Source organism: Bacillus sp. ABA4_010, from assembly GCF_056159105.1.
The window spans coordinates 922175-943542 of the sequence record NZ_JBSWUN010000003.1; the positions used below are offsets into that span (position 1 = coordinate 922175).

The window sequence follows — 21368 nt, forward strand, 5'->3', positions numbered from 1 at the left end:
TAAAGGAGAAGCTAATATGGCCATCATGATACCGGAAAATATTGAAGCTTACACTGGTTTTACTGCTGGTGAGAAGAAAGTTTTTGAAATGTTAAGGAATCTTCCTGACAATTACATTGTTTACTATGATATAAGTATACCTGCTAGTGATAAAGAACAATCTAAGTTTCCTGATTTTATAATCTTATCCCCGGATCTAGGTTTGATAGTTCTTGAGGTTAAAGATTGGTCTGTAGATTCTATTTTAAGTATGAATAGTGAAGAATTTGAAGTCCTTTACGGTATTAATAGTAAAAAATTTAAGAATCCTCTCAAACAAGCAAGGGATTATTGTATGAATTTATCAAACTTGCTGCAAAAAAAGCAAGAATTATTACAAACGGAGGGCGATTATAAAGGAAAATTGTCTTTTGGGTATAATTTTGGAGTAGTTCTAACAAATATCAATGAAACAGATTATATTAAACGTGGTTTAAAAGAAGTAATAGATCCTAAAAAAGTACTATTATCAAACAATGATGCTATTTTAAATCATGATTTAGAGTCATTGGAAAATTTTCTACGGAGCGTCGCTAAAACTTCTTCCTTTTTTCCCGAAATTGCTGAGGAAAAAATTAATATAATTAGATCTACTGTCTTTCCAGAAGTATCACTAAGTAGTAAAGAAAGAAAAAGAGTCATTACAATACACCAAGAACAAGTTGCCAAGACAATTGAATATGGTCACCAAATAATTCATGGTCCAGTAGGAAGCGGGAAAACGACAATTCTTCAATCAAGAGCTATGCATTTAGCAACTACTCACAAAGACTGGAATATACTTATTTTGACATATAAAGAATCTACTAAAATAGCGATAAATAATGAGTTACATAAAGAATCAAATGACGGAAAATATAGCAACGTTCTAGTAGATGATATAAGAGGTTGCATTCAAAGTACACTAAATATGGCGACAACATCAAATAAAGTGTATAAAACAGATAAGGAGTTAATCCAAGATATTGATTTGTATAGGCAAAGGGAAGATAAAAATAATCTGAAATATGATGCTATATTGATTGATGAAGCACAAGACTTTAAAGAAGAATATATAGAGTTTGTAGTTAAAGAATTAATTAGGGACAGCGAGAATAGTCATTTGCTACTCACAGTAGATGGGGTTCAAAATATCTATTTAAGAAGTTTTCAATTGCGGTGGGCAGCACTTAAAAGTGACTCTTTTGAAAAATCCATTCAATTAGAAAAAAATTATAGAAATACAGCAGAGATAATAAAGTTTGCCAATAATTTTTTGAATAGTCCACTTTTAGAAAAAGCTATTAGTAATTCAAAAACTAACATAAATTACGGTATTACCGAATTTTCTAGTATGAGAGAAGGTAAACCTCCTGAAGTCATCAATGCGGAGAATATTAGAGCTGAAATAAAAATTTTAGCCAGCAAACTAAGAGAATCTTCAGGTTTCAGCGGTTCCACGTGTGTTTTATGCCCAGACTATAGTGCTTTGGAGGTTATTAAGAGATATCTAGATGAAGAAAATATCGTTTATTCACTTTTATCTGAACAAGATTGGGCAAAAGAATTAGACCAGTCCATTATTTTAGGAACAATTGAGGATAGTAAGGGACTAGAGTTTGAAAAAGTGTATCTTTGTTGCCTATGTAATAATTATTTAAAAGATAATGAAATTGACACTGTAAAGTTAATTTATGTTGGAATGACTAGGGCAATGGAAGAACTGTATTTAATATGTAGTGAGGATAATATATACACAAATATTATCCGGGACAAAAACATGCACAATTATGATGATTTGTTAAAAACAAATAGAAATCCCTATAAAATAAAATTTGAACTAATAAAAATGGATACAGAACAAGTATATGAGTTTGAAGATACGAGTATCAGAAATATAATATTTAGTTTAAACGAGAAAACTTTTATTGTTGAAAAAACAAGAGAAATGATGTACAAAGAAATATCAAAAATGAAAAAAAATGATAAGGTTATAATTGAAGATTTTTATTTAGTTACCATGATACAAACACCTTTTCCTAATTATTCTAAGAATGAAATTGAGTCATTATAGTTCTGTACGAATAAACAACCAGAGTGATTTAATTTAAGAACCATCGAATTCTATTTCACTTTGGGTTTGAAGAGGGGGAAAAACTAACTGTTACATAATTCCAAACAAAGTGAAGGTTTAGAGTGCGAAAATAGCCATTATCGCACTCTGGTTATTTTTATTAGACCTTATTCGATAATATTTCTGTGTTATTTAATATTCAACTCATTAATATATAGGTCTTGCATCCGATCAATCGAAGAATAGAGACCTGACATACTTCCTTGTACGGAACCAATCTCAATTGTAGAGTAGGGTGTACAAAGTTGAACACACGTATGTTTAGACCACTCGTCATCTGACCTTTCAATTTTATATTCACCTATTAATTCTACAATATATTTGTATAGTTTTAGAATTTCTAAGCAGTATATTGCAAAATCCTTTTTCTCTATTCCTTTTAAAGTTTTAAGCATATCTTTAATCTCTTCGACTTTTAATTCGGGTTTTCCCAACCTACGCACATTTCTCACTTGAAAGCATCTAGTGCCCCAGTTTACGTTGATAGGTTGTAAATGAATGGTTCTTTCATTCCACTCGATTGAAAGCAGACCTTTATAAACGTGTAGAATAAATAGTTCCTCAATTTTAGAATTAGCTCCGTTTTCTATATAACTAACAGTAAATCTAGAAGTTTTTCCTTCCACGATACTTTTTACATTAGTTTCTAATACAATCATGATATACCTCATTAATAAGATGAATTTTATTATACTAAAATTTATTTCGGTTACAAATAGCAGTTCTCTTAGATTTTCTTGAAAAGGGTCCTGTAGTACAAAATCCTATTGTTTGGTTTAATCCGGTGTTCTTTTCTAGCATTTGATAAAAACATTACAGAATGAAATCCTCCGAGTTGAAGAGACTTTCTCCTGCTGTAAGAAGTCTAATTTTTTTCGTTTATTCTGGATGTTTTCTAACCATTCGAGTAGTTGCTGATTTATATAGTCATCTTCAATTATCATACTAAACTTAGCTTTCGATTTGAATAAATTGTCATAATTGCATATCATAATTCCTAAAAAGGTATTGATGATAACGAATTTATGGTCATTATTGGTAAATTTATAATAACTATTTACCAATTTCATTTCTTTGCCGATAACTAAAGTAACATACCGCATTATAAGACTAAGAATAAAGTCATTTTTATAATAATATTTACTTGACTACTAGCATCAACGCATAGTACTAAAAGATGTTTTAGACGTTAATAAGGGGAATATAAAGGGGATGATTAAATGTTTTCATATTGTGGCACAGAATTTCAAATATTGTTAGATTTAACTGGTTCAGATAATTGGAATATGAATAAAGGTTTCTTAGCACAAATATCATTATTGGCTCAAAAAAAGAATATTGTTTATGTGAGCAATATTTACATAGAGGGAATAATGCCAGAGTCACACTATAATTTTCTGGGATCGGTAGATAGTATGACACAGATTGTTTTTGATGATATGGATACTGATCAATCAGGTATATTAATAATTTCAAATAATATCGCGCATGTTAAAAGATGGGTAGAATTAGGTTTCAGTACAGTTTTATTGACAGACAACTGGGAGTCATACAAAGAGTGGGGTTATATGCCAGATGAAATTTGGAATTATAATACTTTTAATAGTTTTGTAGATAATACAGATTACAGATTAACCTATACCAGTGAAAAAACAGGATTCCCGAATATCACGTTGCCACAAACCAATTTAATTAGATATTCAAATATTATTCATATTCCCCATACTAATTATAAATCTGATGTTATTTTTACAGGACGATACTTTACATTGAAAGACAATCGAAATTATAATCATCCACTTTCTAGGGCTATCATTGGGTTTAAAAATAATTTGCCAAGTAATAATACTGCAGTCAAGAGAACATTTGGTCAATTAATAGACAGTGTTTTAATGCTTGATTCTACAGTTTCCCATATAACATTTGTACCACCAAGACCCAATAAAAATAGCCGTTTTGTGGGTGTAGAAAATTTTGTTCGTACTAATCGAAATCTGGAGTATGATTTATTGTTTTCTATTAGTGATTATCCATCTCCAAAAAAATATTCTACATTTGTAGATAAATATCAATGTGTTTATGGAAATATAGGATGTAAAAGGAAAGTTGCCGGGCATGTATTATTAGTAGATGATGTTTTTACAAGTGGAGCAACTACTGCTGAATGTGCTAGAGTTTTATATGAAGCTGGTGCTAGTAAAGTTACCATTTTACCATTGGCTTTTACCCAAGTTGTGAATTATCACGAGCAATCTATTATGCCTGTAATTTTTGATTCAGAAGGTAATGAGAACTTTATAGGTTTCCGAAATAATGACTCGGGTGCATATTGGTATAGTAAAAATGATAATGGAGTATATAATTATCGGGATTTTCATTTAGTAAATAAAGAATACTTAGAGTATCATGGATATTGGTCTACTAAACTAGGTTGGACGCAGGAATATACTGATGAAAAAGAAGTGAAAGCAATTATTTTTGATTTAGATAATACATTAATACATACGGATCATTTAGAACTCTATAGACAGAGAAATATAGGTATTGAAAATTTAACTCTTATTAATAAAGAGCATATTATTATAGATCCCAGTTTATTGGCGAGTTTAAAACAAGCAGGAATTCGTATTGGGATAGTTACTAGTTCCCCTAGAAATTACGCTTTAAAGTTGCTATCAGTCTGTCAATATCCATTTGATTATTTAATTGCAGCAAAAGATATTTTAAGAAGCAAACCTTCCCCAGATCCGTTATTAAAATGTGCTTTAAAACTAAAGGTTAATCCAGAACATGTGTTAAATATAGGAGATCAACTTTCGGATATTGAAGCTGGAAATAATGCTAGAATGATGAATTTAGATATTAATACAATAATTTCGACTAATATATTAGAAAAAATAATTTATAAAAAACAAGGTTTAACGACGTAATAGGGGTGAAACAATTGAATGATCTATTCTGGCTAACAATTAGTTGCATTAAGGGAGTAGGTAATAAAACTGTAATTGAATTATATGAGAATTATCCAATGCTAAATTTTGATAATCTTAGTGAACATTTAAGTATTATAAATAAAAAAAGTTTAATCAAATTGTTATCAGTTGAAAATATTGAATTTGCTAAAAAACGCGCTGAAAATTTAGTTAAATCCCATGAAGAAAAAAAGATAAAAGTGATACCAATCTCTAGTGAATGGTACCCTAAGTATTTGCGGTTAATTGAAGATCCCCCAACAGTTTTATATGCAAAAGGGAATTTAGAATTATTAAAAGAGGAAGATACACTAGCCATTGTGGGAACTAGAGAACCTACTGTAATTGGTGTAAAAGCTGCACGAAAGATCGCCGAGACTTTTGCTACAATGGGCTATACAATTGTGAGTGGACTAGCATTGGGGATTGATACAGCTGGTCATGAAGGGGCATTAAAAGTACAAAATGGTAAGACTATTACGGTTCTGGCTGGGGACTTAATGCAAATTTATCCAGCAAAAAATAAAGAACTCGCGATGGAAATATTAGAACGGAATGGATTATGGCTTTCAGAAACCCCTATCGGTCAGCCTAACACTAGAGGCAATTTTGTGAAGCGAGACCGCATTCAAAGTGGATTATCTTTGGGCGTATGTCCAGTGCAAACTCCAATTAAAAGTGGTACTCAACATACCATTGAATTTGCTAGAAAACAAAAACGATATTTATTTACGCCCATACCATTAAAGCAAGATGAACATGAGAATGCTGTTCAAGGTAATATTGTAATGATTGAAAATGGAATTGCCGTATTGAAAGATAAAGATTCTTACGAATTAATTCATAAAGAGCTAACGGAATATAAAGAAAGGTTAGATACGGAACACAAAGAGCGTTTTGAAAAAGTAAAAAAACCAAAACAAATTTTGGATGAGAATATTGAACAGTTAAATATGTTTGATTTATAAAAGTCAGATATTCTATGAATAAATAAAATTGATTAGGAGATTTTCAGATGGTAGGACGAAACGATCCTTGTACCTGTGGGTCAGGGAAAAAATATAAAAAATGTTGTATGAACGGAAATCAAAATAAGACATTGAATATAACAGAAGATGATAATTATGTAGCTATTTTAGATAGAGGTATTATGTATAAACGTGCCGGACATTACGATCAAGCGCGTCAATGTTATATTAAAGCAATTCAGTTATATCCAGAGCGTTCTATTGCTTACTATAATTTAGGGAAATTACTTTATATTCAGGAAGAGTTTGGAGCCTCTGTTAAATCATTTAAAACAGCTTTGGAATTAGGTTATGACAAAACGGAAACGATGCGTCATTTAGGACATGCATTAATCGATCTCAATGTAAGCGAAAAAGAGGCTCACATTGTTGCAACGTATTGTAAAATGGTGGATCCTTATTATCGACTACAACTACAACGTGCAACAAAGTCCGAATTGGATGAATATGATAAGAGATGTGTACAAGCAGCTATTTCTTATATGAATGAACAAGTAGGGATTTAAGAAGGTACATTATGAAAATTGCAAAAGACTTTTACAAGCATGTTCCAATAGAAAAGCGAAAAATAGTTCAAAATAAATTGAATCGATTTGCTGAAGCTATTATAAAATCCACAGTGTTTTCAGATGTACCGAAAGGATTTTGGATTCGAAGAATTATTGGAACGGATATTTACAAGTTTCGTGTTAATAGTGGAGACCGTATTTTATTTCGTTTTGGTGAATCTGATGGAACTATCAACTTCCTGAGCTATGAAACACATGATGATCAAGTTCGTTCTGCACGATCATTTCAGGATGTGGATTTAGAAGCGTATGAAATTGACATGGCAGAATATGCAGATGAAGACATTGACATCAAAATCGATCAGTATGTAAAACAAGAATTGCTCTCGAAACTTTATGTTATAGAGCAACAAGATGTGCTAGATGAAGAATATATTTCCTTATTGATTGAAAATCCATTGTTGCATACATCAAACGTATTAACACGAAAACAATTTGAATGTCTTACATTTTTCGAAAAAGTCGTAGTAATACAGGGATGTGCTGGAAGCGGGAAAACAAGTATTGGAATACGAAAATTACTTCTAAACGAAGAACTAGCTATTCCAACGATATATGTAAGCCATTCATCGTATTTAATGAATACCGTGAAAGAAACATTTTTTTCTTATACAACGAAGACCGAACACATCTCGTTTTGTTCGTTACAGCAACTATATGAACGTGTTTTACAAAAAAAGTTTACAGTTGTAAGTTTACAAGACTTTTTAAAATGGTATGAGCAAAATAGATTACAAAATGAGCAAATCACTTTAACTCCACAAGCAATCTTTTTAGAAATTAATACAGTGATTAAGGGGGAAGCTAAGCACAAAGAACTACTTGGCTTAGATGAATATTTAGTTAGCTCATCTGTTTTATCCATAACAGAGAAAAAGTTTGTGTACTTCATTGCAAGTCTTTACCAGCAGTGGCTAAAAACTAATAAATACGTCGATTTAAATGATCTAGCAACTATGGTATTGAAGGGAAAAGGCCAGTATATCAGTTTAGTTGTTGATGAAATGCAGGAGTTAACCCAAAAACAATTAGATAGTATTATCCATTTGGCGATTGGACCAAATCAATTAATGGTTTTTGGTGATTATTATCAAGTGTTGCAGAATTATAAGTTTTCCATTGAGCAACTGCAGCAACATCTAGTGGAAAAAGCTTTGCCGTACGAAATCATTTCAATTTCGAAAAATTTCAGGTCAGGTTCTAACACTGTCAAGCTATTAAATGAAATTAAACATTTGAAACAGTCGTATTATCCTTCTGTGATCCCCGAAAAAGAAGAGGCCGTTCGTGAAAGCACTATACCAAAAGTAATTGTTAATCCAATAAAGTTGCAACGCTTGGCAACCCGTATAAATCAAAAGGCCAATGCAATTGTGATTGTAGCGAATGCAAACGAAAAACACAAAATAAAACAATATGGTTTTGACCGAGTTTTTTTAATTGATGAGGTACAAGGACTGCAGTATGAAGATGTATTTTGCATTAATTTGATGAAATTTAATGATACACATCTGAAATTAAAAGAAACACCAAGAAAACATACTCAACTAAATAGTGTATACCTTAATCAAATATATTTAGCAGCCTCAAGATCTATTGAACAGCTTTGTTTTATTGAAGAGGAAACAACCACTCTATTAAATGTATATATGCCATATCTCGAAGAAACAAATTTAGATTCATTTTTATGTGAACCAGTTACAGAAACATCGAGGGAAGAATGGTTACATGAAGGACAGCAATTAAAACTATTAGGTAAATATGAGCAAGCAATTGATGCGTTTACAAAAGCTGGATCAAATGAAGAAATTAGCCAATGCAAAAACTTACTAGCACGTACGAAAAATTATGACCATTTACAAAAGTATGAAGCAATTTTGAAGTTTGGCTGGAATATTCAAGATCCAAATCAATTAGTAAAATGTTTAACAGTGTTAGAGGAACAATATGGGATTCGAATAATTGGGAATATTTCCTATTTTATAACAAAAATGGACGGGCAGATTTTGTATCGTCAGCATTATTTATCACCGAGTTCTAGTGTTAAAGAGAGAGGAAATGAGATTTATTCATTAATTGATTACGATTATGCATTAAAACAAACATTGTTTATTTCAGGATGTTTTTATAGAGATAATGAACCTATTTATATTTATGAACTGTTTAAAGTGGATGATACTAACTTTAGAGACCTTCTGATTCTGTTTAACAATAATAAAGTGACTATTAAAGCAACGAGTTTATTCGAACAGCATTCTATTAAGGAACGTTATCATAGCTTTGATAAGAATCGATACGAATGGCAAGACTTGCTAGAAACATTTAATGTAGATATTCATCGAGAAAAAGCAAATCATAAAAAAAGCGCTAAAGATTTTTTAGATGATATTTTTAGTTAGTGCACATTGAATAATTACTGCCACTCAAGCTTATTTAAGATTTATTATTAAAAAGGACCATTTAGGATCTTTTTTAATAAAGACATGTGAGTGATAAGTAGTTAACAAAAGAAAAATAGGTAGATAATAATATAACGGAATGGATTATAAATCATTAAAATAATAGTCTGCTTTTTTAAATAGAAGGGATTATGATTATGTTTTTCCAAAACAAATATTTGACAAAAACACAACAAGAAGTAGTAGAGATAACAAAATATTTAATCAATGGTTATTCAGTTGAAGACATTGCGAAGATATTAGATGTACCTATTACCTTAGTAAAAGAATTGAAAAAAACTATAATGCACGACGGTCAGTAAGAAGGATTTTTTAATTGTTAGGAGATAGGTATGATTAAAAATTTTACGATAAAAATAAAAAGTGGATTGTTCTACACTACTTCGATTATCTTTTGTTTATTTTATACTATTTTTACTACGTCTCTTACTATATATAGTATAGTAAACTTTAATTTTTTGGGGGCTATCATTACAGTATTATTTAGTTGTCCCGCATGGATTTTATTTATACGATTGTTAAGAACAAATCCTTCAAAATTTGAAAAACAGGTTATAGAATCATATCTTGATGAAGTATGAAGTAAAGTATGATAATAAAAAGGTGTTTTTTTAAACAATACTAAAGAAGTCTTTAGTAGATATTCTAAAAATTGAAATCAACCTAGTTAAATTACCATGATGTGTATCTTTAAACCATGAACAAAAGCAAAATAATAATGGAAGATGCACCACTACATCTCATATTAATTTTGTGGTTTTCCTACCGTCAGCACTCCACACATATTGAGTGTGTTTGATGAAGATAAAAAGGTGAATCAAATTCTTTTTGACAGGTCTCTTTTATTAACTATATATAATGTATATTGTAAGCTAAGATGCATAAAATCAGTAAGTTAACTTATCGCATAATGTTATGATTAGTAATGATACATATTGAAAAGCATCTCTTAATTTTAGGTATATGATGGGTAATTTAGTGTGCAAGATTCATATTCTGATTTTTAAATCTGATTCACTAAATCTTAGAGACGGGAACACCCCACAAACACCCCAATAAATTTTATTTTGTATTAATCAGTTTGACAGATGGAATTTAAGAATGTTGACATAGCGGTAAATATGCTGCTCTTTGATAACACTTTACTTCTTGAAACCTGTTCCGCACACAAGTTCACCCTTGGGAGCGCGAGCAATACATGTCAATGTATTAATAGCCAAACCCCTTGACACCATTGGTGTTGAGGGGGTTTCTTTATTTTGGTCATGTTGTTGATATTTTGATTGAATGAAAGAATGACTAAAATTTAACCAAAAAATAGTTCATTTCCTAATAAAGTAGTATGAAAGATGATCCTTTTACTAGTTTTATAAATTGTACGCAGTCAGGAAACAGATTACCTCCAAATAATGGTCTTTATAATGAACTGTTTCTTAAAATCATCCATAAAAATTGACAAAACAGGTGAGTTTGATGCACAAAAATGTTCAAATAAGTCATGGGAAATATGGAAAACAGTATGATCTTAAAACAGAATGTACGATTAGATATAGCGAAGATAACGATTCAATTAGGATATTTTTTAAAGACTCAATTAAACCAATATATATTCCCAAGTCTGCAGAAGCTATGTATAATTCACTGAAAAAGCATTTTGTGGAAGACGGGGAAGTAGTAGAAGAGAAAAAACAAGTTTAATGAGTTACTTTTTGAGTTGTATTATTAAAGGGAATTTTTAAGCCTGATTATGATTGAACATGCAACCATAATCAGGCTTTTTTTACATAGAAAATAAGAAAACGCCTATATCATAAACAAGCTCATTAATCCAATTGAAAATTTAATTGAAATTCCTTCTTATAAGATGTATTCCATAGTTCTCCGAATAAAGAAATTGCGTTAATATCATCTTCACTGCGTGGTAAACCTTCTAATGTTAAGTTTCCAGTCACACTTTGCCCTGGGGATAAATCGGATATGTTATCTAGCGTTCGATCGCGATTAACGAAGGATAACGTTTTGTCGTTAGCAGTAACTATCCATGTTGCGGTTGGGAAGGCACCTTTGGCTAATTGAAGTGAATTGTTTGTAATGGTCACATTGAACGCTGTTTTGATGATGGAGGCACTATAGGAGTTAATCGTTAAGGAAATGCCATTAGAGAAATTGATTTTGTAAGGTAAATGATCTTTCGTAATCAAATCTGTTGCAGGAGATTGAATGGGAACAGATGATGACGGTGGAAAAAGGATATCAGCAGACATGGTTCTTGGGTTATAGGTGACGGCAGCACCAAGCATTTCAGAAACCTCACGGAGGCTCACAAAGGTTTTTTCCTCTTCGCTATACCAAGTATTAGCGGAGGTTGGTTTACCGTTTACGGTAACGCCGATCCGATTTTTATGAATGGTTTCCTCCTCAACTGTCGCAATTGTATCACGGGGTGTTTTATATTGGTCAATGATAGTGCCAGCATATACTCCGGTAGAGAATAATGTTAAACCTAATGAACCGATGAAAATTTTTGTCATTCGTTTCAAGAGATACTCCCTCCTATCCAAAACGTCGTACAGTCAGTATTTTTTTGTTATGAACCGTTCTTTCTTATTTTTATCTTATTCATTCTGGACGTTCATTTGACCTAGATATTTTAATTGTAAAAAAAGGGACCTTCTATCTGTTAAAAACGTACATGTGTTTAATTAGTGTGACACGGTTCGAGCCAGAGTCTAGCTAAACCATATTATAAGAAAAAGAACGCCAGAGAAGAAGGGAACAGAAGTAAACCTAAGATGAGAAAAACGTTGTGCAGGTCGCGATGGGTGTTGTTGCTTTTTTTGATGGAGGAGCCGACGATTAAAATGAGAGAGAAAACGGTAGACAATAGGTGAAGACTGGCGATCATATATTCACTCCTTAACAAGTAATATATTGACACCTAAATATTAACATTTTTTATGGCGGAGTAACATTAAAATTTTGTAAAAAGGCTACGTTTACTAGCAAAGTAAACGTTATTCTTCTTTTTTGAGGATAAATTGTATATTCCCATCCCATTCTTCTAAAATATAAGTAGCGATTTTAGTGTGAGAGTGAAATTGATTGTTAACGGCTATGTTAACGCCCATAACTTTCAGACCTAATAGAAAGGCTGCCAAATGATAAGCAGAGGTTGAATTCATCCGGCTTTTATGAACTTTTTGGAAGTTTAATAATTGTGATTGGATTGCATGTGATTTGTCGTTTGGCATTTCAATTCGTAACATTTAGCATTCCTCCTATAAGTATTAATCATATAGGAGAAATGGTGTGGAATATGTCGAAAGGTGACTTTTGTATCAGTGGTAATAAAATACATTTACCCTAAGGAACTAAGCAGGTAAACGGATGGTTACAAGAGTGGGTCTACCATCATTTATATTAGATGATAAAAACAACTGTTATGATTTAGCTTCTTTTGGCCAAAAACGCCCTTGGAGAAGAGAGTTGATAAACGAATACTCATCTAAAATAATATTAAAATCAGGAGCTTTAATGCAAAATTTATGGCCTTTAGGCTGGTAAGTTACTTGATGAGAAGAGACCAACTCATATAGTAGAAACTCGTTTTCCGAGTGTGCTCCTTCCTTTTTCAATCGCTGAAGAATAATTAGAATTTCTCCCCAAAATGGGAGGTAAGGCTTGTCTTTGTATAAGGACAAGGTTGTTTGTAAATCGTTAATAATATCTGTTGTCATGTTGCATCACCATTCATACACTTTCTGATTGTTAATGTTTAAGTTGGGTCACTGTACAAAAGAAAAGAGACATTCACATGGCATACAGCCTTCGAATGTCTCTCCCATTCATTGTCATTAGCCTTTCAAGTCAATGGAATGACCAAGAGTAGGATGTGGAGCTTGGGGAGTGGTGCTTTTTATCATATCAATCATTTGTTCACTATTTTGTTTGGCTGTATCCATCGCGTTTGTCATTAAAGACATATTCACATCTTGACGAAGTGTTGTATTGGCAAGTGCACTAGATAAAGCGGCGATATCCATGAGTATTACCTCCCTTTTTACTGTTATTATCGGTTTTATTTTAACAAAATTAAAGAGATTTAGAGGAGAAAATAATTAAAATAATATTCTGCTTTTTTTGTGTTTTTTATTTTAAAAGATGTTGCTTCATTGTGACTTTATGTTAGAATATTTTTGCGCTTAATTTTTATACAACCTAATCCGATAATAGCAAACCTATTGAAAGGTAGGGACGCAAAGCCACGGGTCTAAAGCATTTTGCAATGATAGCCGGGCTGCCGAAGAAGATGGAATGATGACGTCCACCTTTCCCAAGGGGACTTTTTTATTTGACGGACATGAAAAAGTCGACACGCTTTCTTCGGATCATAAGTATTTGAAGAGGAGAGAAGTTTATGAATTTTTTTGAACACCGCAAATTGATTGGAAAAAATCTACAATGTTACATGATGATGCACAAATATACTAAATCGTCATTTTCTAAATTAGTTGGTATATCACGACCTACTTTATATCGAATTTTAAGGGGAGAAAGTCCTGACCCAAAAAGATATAAAGAACAAATTGAGATTATTACGGATGTTCTTAATCTTCCACAAGATTATTTTTTAGAAAGGTAATGGCTATCTCGTCAACATGGCTACCGATTTCATGTACCCGATATTAGTAGAAGCAATTTCAAAACCGTAAATATAGCTCGTCGTCGTTTTTTGCTTCCATACAATGGTCCCAAGTAAATGAACGTCTCGGCCAAGTAAAGAGAATTCCAACGATAAGACAAGGTCATTTGTAACGGGAAAATTAAGGTCGGATGTGAAGCGTAATCCCGTCATGCTCATGTTTTCTACTTTGAGTAATGTCGTATGACTTAAGCTATATTTGTTTTTATATTTTTGAATTTTTCCTTTTACCATAAGAGGGGACGTTAAGTCGATTCTCTTATATTTACGCTTTTTCATAAAACACACCTGCCTGCAATCAATACTTTTTCACTATATTTATCGTCACGTATATGTATATTTTCACTTTAATGACCAGATTTATTTATGCAGGCAATAATTTAGAATATTTGTTCAAATATTGAACGGTTCAACAGATAATGTTCTTCTTTTACTAATCCATTTTTTTGTCATTAAACGTGTGACATAGTGTGTAATTGAGGTATAATACAATCTAGTGGATAAGCGGGACCTTTTCAATGGGCTAGCTTGGTAGAACTGTGTGGTCGGCAACTAGCAACCTTGAAGAAGTACCTTAACTTCCTCATTAATCATTTTATATAGATTTAAAAGTGAAAGAGAGTGAAACGTAATGGGACGTAAGTGGAACAATATTAAGGAAAAAAAAGCGTCAAAAGATGCGAATACAAGTCGTGTATATTCTAAATTCGCGCTTGAAATCTATGTGGCAGCGAAGCAAGGTGAACCAGATCCTGCATCAAACCAAACGTTAAAATTCGTGCTTGAACGTGCTAAAACATATAATGTCCCGAAAATGATCATTGACCGTGCAATTGAAAAAGCGAAAGGAAGTTCAGAAGAAAGCTATGACGAGCTTCGTTACGAAGGATTCGGTCCAAATGGTTCAATGGTTATTGTAGATGCTTTAACAAATAATGTGAACCGAACTGCATCAAATGTTCGCGCGGCTTTTGGAAAAAATGGCGGGAATATGGGTGTGAGCGGATCTGTATCGTATATGTTTGATGCAACAGCAGTTATCGGGCTTGAAGGCAAAACGGCTGATGAAGCGCTTGAAATCTTAATGGAAGCAGACGTAGATGCGCGCGACATTTTAGAAGAAGATGATGCGGTCATCATTTATGCAGAACCTGATCAATTTCATGCGGTTCAAGAGGCGTTCAAAGATGCCGGTATTACGGAATTTACTGTGGCTGAGCTAACAATGCTTGCTCAAAATGACATTACTCTTCCTGAAGATGCACAGGCGCAATTTGAAAAGTTAATCGATGCTTTGGAAGATTTAGAAGATGTGCAACGCGTGTACCATAATGTTGATTTAGGTGAATAATATACAGGACAATAAGAGCGACTTATCTTGTGAAATATGAAGTTAAGTCGATTTTATGAAAGGAACCGTCATGGTGATCCGGCAGCATCCGGTAATCGTGACGGTTCCTTTCTGTGCAAAGTACATGATGAAATATAAACCGAGAAATGTAGTAAAGGCAGGTTATGTAAAATGAAAAAAAGAGTAATGGACATTCTTTTTATTCTATTAGGTTCTTTTATTTTTGCGTTAGCTATTAATCTATTTGTCATTCCTAATGAGTTAGGAGAGGGAGGCGTTACTGGGATTACCATTATTTTGTATTATCTTTTCCAATGGTCTCCTGGGCTTGTCAGTTTTATTTTAAATGCGATTTTACTTGTCGCCGGTTATCGGTATTTAAGTAAAACCACCACTATTTACACAATCGTTGCGGTCATCTTTCATTCTCTTTTCCTTCACTTCACGAAAAACTGGAGTATTGCGTCAGATGAACTGATGGTGAATGCGGTATTTGGTGGTGTATTTGCCGGAGTGGGAATTGGCTTAATTATTCGCGTCGGAGGTACGACAGCGGGAACGACTATTCTTGCGAGAATTACGAATAAATACCTCGGCTGGAGCATTAGTTACGGTCTACTCTTTTTTGACTTAATTGTTGCTTTTTCATCGTATTTTATTATCGGGGCAGAAGGGTTAATGCTTACGGTTATTATGCTCTATATTGGAACGAAGGTGATGGAATTTATCATTGAGGGGCTCAATCCAAAAAAAGCAGTGACCATCATCTCGCAAAAACCAGACGAAATTGCGATGCAAGTTAACGTGTTAATGGATAGAGGTGTGACGGTTTTCGCAGGACACGGGTACTATACAAAAGCGTCAAAAGACATCTTGTACATTGTAATTAGCAAGCAAGAGGTCGTTAAATTAAAGAAAATCGTAAAGGCGACGGATAAAAATGCCTTCATTGCTATTCATGACGTACGTGACGTATTTGGAGAGGGCTTTTTAGACATTTCAAAAGCCTAAATATATAAATCAATCGAGTAAATGATTATTGAGGAAAGTCTAAAAAACTCTTGTGAACACCCTTCCATTTAATAAAGCGATGTCCAATTATTAAGTGAAATGTATATAGCTATGGCTATTATCACTCATTCTATCAATATAGAAAACTAACAGTAAAAAGAGGAACGGGGAAAGATTCAAATTTCCCTGTTCCTCTTTTTGATGAGTAAAATTATAACGTCTCTATTAGTGGATAGAGCGATAAACACCGATTACTTTTCCTAAAATCGAAACATTTTGTAAAATAATCGGTTCCAGCGTTGAATTCTCAGGCTGAAGGCGGATATAATTTTGCTCTTTAAAGAAGCGTTTCACAGTCGCTTCGTCTTCTTCTGTCATAGCGACAACGATGTCACCGTTATTAGCAGTCTGCTGCTGACGGACAATGACATAGTCCCCATCTAAAATTCCTGCTTCTATCATGCTATCACCCATAATTTCAAGCATGAAAATATGATCTTCAGGCGCTGCATATTTATCAGGGAGCGGGAAATATTCCTCCACATTCTCAATAGCAGTGATAGGTTGGCCTGCGGTGACTTTGCCGATAATTGGCACGTTAATCACATTGGCTTTAGCAATATGGCTTGTTTCATCGTTGTCTAAAATTTCGATAGCACGCGGTTTGGTTGGATCTCGGCGAATTAATCCTTTGCTTTCCAAACGAGCGAGATGACCATGTACAGTAGAACTTGATGCCAACCCGACGGCTTCTCCAATTTCGCGTACAGAAGGCGGATAGCCTTTTGATTTTACTTCTTCTTTGATGAAATCCAAAATCTCTTGTTGTCGTTTTGATAATTTTGTCATTCTCTCACCTCAAATCAACGACTTTGTTACGTTCATTATAGCATGGATAGAGAATAGATACAAACATAAGTTCGAAAAGGTGTTGACTAAAAACAAATGTTCGTACTAAAATAAGAACAGACATTCTGATGATGAGGTGATAAAGATGAAAAAAGCAGTAAAGTCCTTTACATATTACGTAACGTTTTTTATGATTTTAGCAGTATTTACATACGCTGTAACATCTTTTGCAAAAGGTCCTGACCTCGAAAATTATGCAACAATTACAATTAGTGCCGGTGATACGCTTTGGGAGTTGGCACAAGAATATAAAGAACACCACAAATTATCGGCAGTGGAGTTTGTCGAGTGGGTAGAAACAAAGAATAACATTCAATATAAGCCGATTATACCAGGGGAAGTAATTTACGTTCCCATTCTAAAGGAAAATTTTCATGAGGGACAAATGTTCGCCAGTAATTAGGAAAGCAGTGATCTAGATTGAAGGCTATTATTTATTGCCGGGTAAGTACGGAAAAAGACACACAAGAGACTTCGCTCTCTAGACAAAGAGAGGAACTGACAGAGCTTGCCGAACGAAATGGCTTTGACCTTGTTCATGTTGTGGAAGAAAAAGCGAGCGGGTTTGACATTGACCGAGATGGGATCATGGAAGTAATTGAATTCATCCAGCAGGAAAACATCGACGTACTGCTTATTCAAGATGAAACAAGACTTGGACGCGGTCATGCTAAGATTGCCCTATTGCATTTTTTTATGAAAGAGAATATTCAAGTATACACGATCAGCCACAACGGGAAATTGCATTTATCTGAATCTGATTCGATGATGCTTGAAATTATTAGTATTGTGGAAGAATATCAAAGGAAATTGCATAACGCTAAAATTAGAAGGGGAATGAAACGGGCGGTTGCAAGGGGGTATCGTCCTGAGAAGAATTTAAGAAATGCAGGAGAAAATGCAGGGAGAGACCGCAAAGAAATTCCCATCGAGGAAATTGTTCGTCTTCGGAGAAATGAGCTGACATTTGAGGAGATTGCAGCGACGCTGAGAGGGTTTGGCCATGACGTCTCAAAGGCAACGGTTCATCGCCGTTATCGCGAGTATATGAAGCAGCAAGACGAATCACTTGCCTAGAAGGCATCGATTTAGTAAGATGTCTACATATGAAAATGTATGTGTAAAAGGAGTTCATTCATGTTATCTGCTGAAAAAATGGCACGTATTAATTTTTTATCAAAAAAAGCAAAAGGAGAAGGATTGACACCAGAAGAAGCTACTGAACAGCAATCACTTCGCCAAGAATATTTAAAAGAATTTCGCAAGTCCATGACGAATCATCTCCACTCCATTAAAGTAGTGGATGAAAATGGAACGGATGTGACTCCGGACAAACTTAAAAATAGCAAATATAAAAAAGGATTACATTAAGCAAAGGCGAATGATTTCGTCATTGTGAATGTGTCTTAACGGTTAAAGGGCAGTGCAAAAGGAGAGAGTCTTTCTTTTTTGTACTGCCTTTTTTTACCGAAATAAAACCGTATATTCGTTCAATATTCCACAAAAAATGTAAAAGTGGTAGCAATTTTGTGTGAATTGTTGTACAAAATAAGTAATCATTAGTATGATAATGATTGAATAACAGCCTCATGAATGAAAGGATGAAGTAAAATGGAACATCGCATTGAAGATTTATCCATTGCAACGATTCGTACTTTATCAATCGATGCTATTGAAAAAGCAAACTCAGGTCACCCAGGAATGCCAATGGGGGCAGCTCCAATGGCTTACGCATTATGGACGCAGTTTATGAACCATAATCCGAAAAATCCGAACTGGTTTAACCGAGACCGCTTCGTGCTGTCTGCAGGTCATGGTTCAATGTTGTTATACAGCTTATTACATCTTTCAGGCTACGATGTCACAATGGATGATTTGAAAAACTTCCGCCAATGGGGAAGCAAAACGCCAGGGCATCCGGAGTTTGGTCATACACCTGGAGTAGAAGCGACAACAGGTCCACTAGGACAAGGGGTTGCGATGGCAGTAGGGATGGCGATGGCAGAGCGTCATTTAGCTTCTACATATAACAAAGACAATTTTGAAGTTGTAAACCATTTTACATATAGCATATGTGGTGACGGGGATTTAATGGAAGGTGTTTCCGCAGAAGCTGCTTCATTAGCTGCACACTTAAAGTTAGGTCGTTTAGTCGTATTGTACGATTCAAACGATATTTCACTAGATGGCGAATTAAACCTTGCTTTCTCTGAAAGCGTTGAAGATCGTTTTAAAGCATATGGCTGGCAAGTTATTCGTGTAGAAGACGGCAATAACTTAGAGGAACTAGCAAAAGCGTTGGAGGAAGCGCAAACAGATTTAGACCGACCAACATTAATTGAGGTAAAAACAGTGATTGGTTACGGTTCTCCGAATATGTCAGGTAAATCGGATGTTCACGGTGCGCCGCTTGGGGCAGATGAGTTGAAGCTGACGAAGGAAGCATACAAATGGACTTTTGAAGAAGATTTCCATGTGCCTAATGAAGTATATGAACATTTCCGTTCTGTTATTGTAGAAGCAGGAGAAAAGAAAGAGCAAGAGTGGAATCAATTGTTCGCTCAATATAAAGAAAAGTATCCAGAATTAGCGGAACAGTTTGAAATGGCAGTGGCAGGCAAGCTTCCAGAAGGTTGGGAGCAACAGTTGCCGGCATATGAAGTAGGATCAAGCCTTGCGTCACGTGCTTCTTCTGCAGAGGCACTAAATGCTGTAGCGAAAGCTGTTCCATCCTTCTTTGGTGGATCTGCTGACTTAGCTGGTTCAAATAAAACAACAATTAAAGGCGGAGAAGACTTCCAAGCAGCTAATTACAGTGGACGAAACATTTGGTTTGGTGTGCGTGAATTTGCCATGGGTGCTGCGCTAAACGGAATGGCCTTACATGGTGGTTTAAAAGTATTCGGCGGAACGTTCTTCGTGTTCTCTGATTACTTACGTCCAGCGATTCGTCTTGCTGCTTTAATGAAGCTGCCAGTAACATATGTATTCACTCACGACAGCATTGCAGTAGGTGAAGACGGACCGACGCATGAGCCAGTTGAACAACTTCCATCGCTTCGTGTAATGCCAGATTTATCTGTCATTCGTCCAGCAGATGGAAATGAAACAGCAGCTGCTTGGCGTTTAGCTGTAGAATCTACGGACAAGCCAACGGTTCTTGTATTAACACGTCAAAACCTTCCAACTTTAGAAGGAACGAAAGAGCGTGCGTATGAAGGCGTATCAAAAGGTGCTTACGTTGTATCACCTGCAGGCAAAGAGCAAGCAGATGCCCTTCTGTTAGCAACAGGTTCTGAAGTGAGTTTGGCAGTAGAAGCGCAAAAAGCATTAGCAGCTGAAGGAATTCACGCATCTGTTGTAAGTATGCCGTCATGGGATCGTTTTGAAGCTCAGTCAGCAGAATACAAAGAAAGCGTCATTCCAAAATCAGTTAAAAAACGTGTGGCTATCGAGATGGCTTCGACACTTGGTTGGGAGCGTTATACAGGTGACGAAGGAACAGTCATCGGTATTGATCGTTTTGGTGCATCTGCTCCTGGTGAGTTAGTGATGAAAGAGTACGGCTTTACGGTAGAAAATATCGTAGCGAATGTGAAACAACTATTAAATCAATAATAAAAAAAACGAGCCCAACTTGTGGCTCGTTTTTTTATTATTCGACAAAATGAGTGGATGATTTTTCCGGAGATAGACAAGCCTTGCATATTTTGCGTTATACAATAAAGAGAACAGATGCATAATGGAGGGGAGTCTATGAGGAAATATGATATTTACCTAATAGAGGATGAGTTTGCGCTTCATTATTTTCAAAAAGAGCATTTGATGTATCGGCTGTTCATGGATTACAAAAATGGCGGCAAGAAGCGGGATGCCTACATGAAAAAACAAGTTGAGTATATCACGAAGAAAATTCCTGTGTTACAGCTTCAATGGATGATGGAGAAACGCTTTGCAAAAGATGCTAATTGGAAAGCTCTGTCGGATACAGAATATGAATATAAAACAGAAAAAAGCATTGCCCACCTTCAATTAGCAGGGGATTTTGTTTATATGCAAGCAGAAGGGACTGTTGAAGCGGAAACGGTATTTTTTGAAGTGTTGCGAAAGCTCAATCCGTGTTTTCTAGCGATGAACTATAGAGAGCATGTGTATGGGTGGCTTAATCCTGTTAAACAGCGAAAATTTTGCATAAAATAAAGAGAAAATCGCTTT

21 protein-coding genes and 1 riboswitch are annotated in these 21368 nt (G+C 34.4%); of the genes, 14 read left to right on the top strand and 7 right to left on the bottom strand.

Going from position 1 to position 21368, the window contains the following annotated elements; translation table 11 throughout:
• Positions 1–16 precede the first annotated feature (16 nt).
• Entirely contained in the window at positions 17–2092 is a 2076-nt protein-coding gene (locus ACXAEO_RS05755) for a nuclease-related domain-containing DEAD/DEAH box helicase (RefSeq protein WP_474879021.1), read from the top strand.
• Positions 2093–2280: 188 nt separating this feature from the next.
• On the opposite strand, the gene ACXAEO_RS05760 is transcribed toward ACXAEO_RS05755, so the two are convergent.
• Positions 2281–2811 (bottom strand): hypothetical protein, encoded by a 531-nt coding sequence (locus tag ACXAEO_RS05760; RefSeq protein WP_474879023.1) that lies wholly within the window; start codon positions 2809–2811, stop codon positions 2281–2283.
• A 561-nt stretch (positions 2812–3372) separates the two neighbouring features.
• On the opposite strand from ACXAEO_RS05760, the gene ACXAEO_RS05765 reads away from it, so the two are divergent.
• The 5 genes from ACXAEO_RS05765 (at position 3373) to ACXAEO_RS05785 (ending at position 10878) form a co-directional block, all read left to right on the top strand.
• Positions 3373–5082 (top strand): HAD-IA family hydrolase, encoded by a 1710-nt coding sequence (locus ACXAEO_RS05765; protein WP_474879026.1) that lies wholly within the window; start codon positions 3373–3375, stop codon positions 5080–5082.
• A 14-nt stretch (positions 5083–5096) separates the two neighbouring features.
• Positions 5097–6092 carry a DNA-processing protein DprA gene (locus ACXAEO_RS05770; protein ID WP_474879028.1) on the top strand — a complete coding sequence of 332 codons (996 nt, stop codon included), beginning with the start codon at positions 5097–5099 and terminating at the stop codon, positions 6090–6092.
• Positions 6093–6139: 47 nt separating this feature from the next.
• On the top strand, positions 6140–6658 hold the full coding sequence (locus ACXAEO_RS05775; RefSeq protein WP_474879030.1) for a YecA family protein: 519 nt from the start codon (positions 6140–6142) through the stop codon (positions 6656–6658).
• A gap of 11 nt (positions 6659–6669) precedes the next feature.
• Complete coding sequence (locus ACXAEO_RS05780; protein WP_474879032.1) at positions 6670–9120, top strand: UvrD-helicase domain-containing protein; 2451 nt, start codon at positions 6670–6672, stop codon at positions 9118–9120.
• Between the two features lie 1533 nt (positions 9121–10653).
• On the top strand, positions 10654–10878 hold the full coding sequence (locus tag ACXAEO_RS05785; protein WP_474879034.1) for a hypothetical protein: 225 nt from the start codon (positions 10654–10656) through the stop codon (positions 10876–10878).
• A gap of 125 nt (positions 10879–11003) precedes the next feature.
• On the opposite strand, the gene ACXAEO_RS05790 is transcribed toward ACXAEO_RS05785, so the two are convergent.
• The 4 genes from ACXAEO_RS05790 to ACXAEO_RS05805 all read right to left on the bottom strand — a co-directional run bounded on the left by ACXAEO_RS05790 (position 11004) and on the right by ACXAEO_RS05805 (position 13223).
• Positions 11004–11720 carry a hypothetical protein gene (locus ACXAEO_RS05790; RefSeq protein ID WP_474879037.1) on the bottom strand — a complete coding sequence of 239 codons (717 nt, stop codon included), beginning with the start codon at positions 11718–11720 and terminating at the stop codon, positions 11004–11006.
• A 474-nt stretch (positions 11721–12194) separates the two neighbouring features.
• Entirely contained in the window at positions 12195–12446 is a 252-nt protein-coding gene (locus ACXAEO_RS05795) for a hypothetical protein (RefSeq protein ID WP_474879040.1), read from the bottom strand.
• A gap of 174 nt (positions 12447–12620) precedes the next feature.
• Complete coding sequence (locus ACXAEO_RS05800; protein ID WP_474879042.1) at positions 12621–12917, bottom strand: hypothetical protein; 297 nt, start codon at positions 12915–12917, stop codon at positions 12621–12623.
• Between the two features lie 117 nt (positions 12918–13034).
• Entirely contained in the window at positions 13035–13223 is a 189-nt protein-coding gene (locus ACXAEO_RS05805; protein WP_474879044.1) for a YjfB family protein, read from the bottom strand.
• A gap of 178 nt (positions 13224–13401) precedes the next feature.
• Positions 13402–13485: riboswitch (cyclic di-GMP riboswitch) on the top strand.
• Between the two features lie 112 nt (positions 13486–13597).
• On the opposite strand from ACXAEO_RS05805, the gene ACXAEO_RS05810 reads away from it, so the two are divergent.
• Positions 13598–13822, top strand: a complete 225-nt coding sequence (locus tag ACXAEO_RS05810; RefSeq protein ID WP_474879046.1) for a helix-turn-helix domain-containing protein — start codon at positions 13598–13600, stop codon at positions 13820–13822.
• Positions 13823–13825: 3 nt separating this feature from the next.
• On the opposite strand, the gene ACXAEO_RS05815 is transcribed toward ACXAEO_RS05810, so the two are convergent.
• Positions 13826–14161 carry a PilZ domain-containing protein gene (locus ACXAEO_RS05815; RefSeq protein WP_474879048.1) on the bottom strand — a complete coding sequence of 112 codons (336 nt, stop codon included), beginning with the start codon at positions 14159–14161 and terminating at the stop codon, positions 13826–13828.
• A gap of 352 nt (positions 14162–14513) precedes the next feature.
• Between ACXAEO_RS05815 and ACXAEO_RS05820 the strand changes: the two genes are divergently transcribed.
• Complete coding sequence (locus ACXAEO_RS05820; protein WP_474879051.1) at positions 14514–15233, top strand: YebC/PmpR family DNA-binding transcriptional regulator; 720 nt, start codon at positions 14514–14516, stop codon at positions 15231–15233.
• 171 nt (positions 15234–15404) lie between these two features.
• Positions 15405–16244, top strand: coding sequence for a YitT family protein (locus tag ACXAEO_RS05825; RefSeq protein ID WP_474879054.1), 840 nt, complete (start codon positions 15405–15407; stop codon positions 16242–16244).
• 225 nt (positions 16245–16469) lie between these two features.
• Here the strand turns inward: ACXAEO_RS05825 and lexA are convergent, their stop codons facing one another.
• Positions 16470–17093 (bottom strand): transcriptional repressor LexA, encoded by a 624-nt coding sequence (lexA, locus tag ACXAEO_RS05830; protein ID WP_474879057.1) that lies wholly within the window; start codon positions 17091–17093, stop codon positions 16470–16472.
• Between the two features lie 145 nt (positions 17094–17238).
• On the opposite strand from lexA, the gene yneA reads away from it, so the two are divergent.
• From yneA to sirA, 5 genes are all read left to right on the top strand, one after another.
• On the top strand, positions 17239–17556 hold the full coding sequence (yneA, locus tag ACXAEO_RS05835) for a cell division suppressor protein YneA (protein ID WP_474879060.1): 318 nt from the start codon (positions 17239–17241) through the stop codon (positions 17554–17556).
• A 17-nt stretch (positions 17557–17573) separates the two neighbouring features.
• Entirely contained in the window at positions 17574–18230 is a 657-nt protein-coding gene (locus ACXAEO_RS05840) for a YneB family resolvase-like protein (RefSeq protein ID WP_474879062.1), read from the top strand.
• Between the two features lie 60 nt (positions 18231–18290).
• Positions 18291–18524: a DUF896 domain-containing protein gene (locus tag ACXAEO_RS05845; RefSeq protein WP_474879064.1), complete on the top strand. Its 234-nt coding sequence runs from the start codon at positions 18291–18293 to the stop codon at positions 18522–18524.
• Positions 18525–18764: 240 nt separating this feature from the next.
• Positions 18765–20771, top strand: coding sequence for a transketolase (gene tkt / locus ACXAEO_RS05850; RefSeq protein ID WP_474879066.1), 2007 nt, complete (start codon positions 18765–18767; stop codon positions 20769–20771).
• A 138-nt stretch (positions 20772–20909) separates the two neighbouring features.
• Positions 20910–21353 (top strand): sporulation inhibitor of replication protein SirA, encoded by a 444-nt coding sequence (gene sirA, locus ACXAEO_RS05855; RefSeq protein WP_474879068.1) that lies wholly within the window; start codon positions 20910–20912, stop codon positions 21351–21353.
• The last annotated feature ends 15 nt before the right edge of the window (positions 21354–21368 follow it).